This window comes from Mesorhizobium sp. P2_D6 (genome assembly GCF_056404315.1).
The window spans coordinates 1-2,681 of sequence record NZ_JBFUEG010000062.1 but is presented as its reverse complement, the minus strand read 5'-3'; the positions used below and the strand labels follow the sequence as shown (position 1 = coordinate 2,681).

Below are 2,681 nucleotides of genomic sequence, written 5' to 3'. Positions count from 1 at the left end.
CTACATTGAGTTCGCGGACGATGGCTCCGGCGAATTCGCCTTCGGATGCGTCACCGGCCAGATCTTCGGCTCGGGTGACGGCAACAATGTCGCCTTCTCCTGGCAAGGCAATGACGAAATGGACGAAGCCCAGGGCAATGGATGGGCTGAAATCCAACCAGACGGCTCTATCAACGGACAAATCTGCTTTCATGGCGGCGACGAAGCAGACTTCGTCGCTCACAAATGGACTTCTTCAACAGCCTGCTAGGTCGTCTCTGAAAGTTAGCAGTTTGCAGTCATGGACGGCGCGCTTCAGGCGCGCCGTTTTCATGTCTATGCCCCCGCCGGCCCTCCAAGCCCTTGCGAAGCGCTGCCCTCCCGTGCAAAAGCCCCGGCATGCTTATCATCAACGACCTTTCGCTCCGCATGGCCGGACGCTTGCTTCTCGACCATGCCTCGCTGACCTTGCCGGCCGGCACCAAGGCCGGCCTCGTCGGCCGCAACGGCACCGGCAAGACGACCTTGTTCAAGGCGATCACCGGCGATTTCCCCTCCGAGACCGGCTCGATCAGCCTGCCGAAGAACACCCGCATCGGCCAGGTGGCGCAGGAAGCGCCGGGCACCGAGGAGCCGCTGATCGAGATCGTGCTCAAGGCCGACCTCGAGCGCACTGCCCTGCTTGAGGAGGAAAAGACCGCCACTGACGCGCACCGCATCGCCGACATCCACATGCGGCTGGCCGATATCGACGCGCACTCGGCCGAGTCGCGCGCGGCCACCATCCTTGCCGGCCTCGGCTTCGACGACGCCGCGCAGCGCCGCCCGGCCTCGTCCTTCTCCGGCGGCTGGCGTATGCGCGTGGCGCTCGCCGCGGTGCTGTTTGCCGAGCCCGACCTTCTGCTGCTCGACGAGCCGACCAACTATCTCGATCTCGAAGGCACGTTGTGGCTGGAAAACTATGTGTCGAAGTATCCGCACACGGTGCTTCTGATCTCGCATGATCGCGACCTGCTTAACCGCGCCGTCAATTCCATCGTCCATCTCGACCAGAAGAAGCTGACCTTCTGGCGCGGCGGCTACGACCAGTTCGAGCGCCAGTACACCGAGCAGAAGGAGTTGCAGGAGAAGGGCCGCGTCAAGCAGGAAGCCGCGCGCAAGCATATGGAATCCTTCGTCGAGCGCTTCCGCGCCAAGGCTTCCAAGGCGAGGCAGGCGCAGTCGCGCATCAAGGCGCTGGAGAAGATGAAGCCGATCGCCGCGATCGTGAACGACACAGTGCGGCCGTTCTCTTTCCCCGAGCCGGTGAAGACGGTGGCGTCGCCGATCGTGGCGCTGAACAACGTCAATGTCGGCTACACCGAAGGCCAGCCGATCCTGAAGAAGATGACGCTGCGCATCGATGCCGACGACCGCATCGCGCTGCTTGGCGCCAATGGCAACGGCAAGTCGACCTTCGCCAAGCTTTTGTCGGGCCGGCTGAAGCAGGAAACCGGCACCATGACGGTTGCGCCCGGGCTGAAAGTGGCGATCTTCGCCCAGCATCAGCTCGACGATCTCAGGCCGGAGGAAAACGCCTACGAGCATGTCCGCCGGCTGATGCCGGAAGCACCGGAATCCAAGGTGCGCGGCCGCGTCGCCCAGTTCGGCCTGACCACTGAAAAGATGAACACCGCCGCCAAGGACCTGTCGGGCGGCGAGAAGGCGCGCCTTCTGATGGGGCTGTCGGCCTTCGAGGGACCGAACCTGTTCATCCTCGACGAACCGACCAACCATTTGGACATCGACAGCCGCGAGTCGCTGATCCATGCGCTGAACGAGTTTCCCGGCGCCGTCATCCTGATCTCGCACGATCGCCACTTGCTGGAGGCAACCGCCGACCGGCTGTGGCTGGTCAAGGACGGCGCGGTCAATCCCTATGATGGTGACCTGGAGGACTATAAGACTTTGGTTACCGGCGTGTCCGGCGACCGTCGCGGCAAGCGCGAGGCCGAGAAGGCATCAAAGGCCGATCGCCGCCGCGATGCAGCGGCGCGCCGCGCCACCTTCGAGCCGCTGGCCAAGGAAATCCGCGCCACCGAGGCGCTGATGGACCGTATCCGCAAGCGCATCGACCTGATCGAGGACGAACTCGCCAATCCGGCCGTTTATGAGAAGGATCCCTCGACGGCGACCCGGCTGGCCAAGGAACGCTCGCAGCTGGCCCAGCAGCTTGCCGGCCACGAGGAAAAGTGGCTGACCATGTCGGCCGAATATGAGGAAGGCACGGCGGAGTAGGGGTAGCTTTTCCCTTCTCCCCCTGTGGGAGAAGGTGTCGCCGAAGGCGACGGATGAGGGGTGTTCCAGGAAACGCCAACGCCTCACTTCGCTGGAACACCCCTCATCCGTCTCGACGCTATCGCGCCGATCCACCTTCTCCCACAAGGGGCCTGTTGCGTTATCGGGCTTTGGATGCCTGGAGAGACGGCAGGGGCGCATCGAGGTGCCCTCCGGCGCGGGTTTGCGGCCGGATAGGGTAGGAGTTGGCGTATTCGGTGGGTTTCGGGCGCAGTGCGACCCAGGCTCAGGTGGCCAGCGTTACCCAGCGGCGCATGTTGAAGGCCATGGCCGCGATGAGGACCTGTCCTGCCGCCTTGGCCAGGCCGCGATAGCGGATGGCGCAAAGTCGCATGCGGTTCTTCAAGGTGGCGAAGGTTGTCTCG

3 protein-coding genes are annotated in these 2,681 nt (G+C 63.7%); 1 reads left to right on the top strand and 2 read right to left on the bottom strand.

The genetic code is table 11. The features are described 5' to 3' along the window. The coding region (locus AC1D1L_RS33540) for a hypothetical protein (RefSeq protein ID WP_477339718.1) at nucleotides 1-223 on the bottom strand (223 nt) is incomplete at its 3' end. Nucleotides 224-378: 155 nt separating this feature from the next. On the opposite strand from AC1D1L_RS33540, the gene AC1D1L_RS33535 reads away from it, so the two are divergent. Further along, nucleotides 379-2,256, top strand: coding sequence for an ABC-F family ATP-binding cassette domain-containing protein (locus AC1D1L_RS33535; protein WP_477345795.1), 1,878 nt, complete (start codon nucleotides 379-381; stop codon nucleotides 2,254-2,256). A 286-nt stretch (nucleotides 2,257-2,542) separates the two neighbouring features. On the opposite strand, the gene AC1D1L_RS33530 is transcribed toward AC1D1L_RS33535, so the two are convergent. Further along, a partial coding sequence (locus AC1D1L_RS33530) for a transposase (RefSeq protein WP_477345797.1) occupies nucleotides 2,543-2,681 on the bottom strand: 139 nt, incomplete at its 5' end.

What these genes read in the sequence shown, in the direction of transcription:
- AC1D1L_RS33535 (WP_477345795.1), top strand. Translation starts at nt 379, where the DNA reads ATGCTTATCATCAACGACCTTTCGCTCCGCATGGCCGGACGCTTGCTT.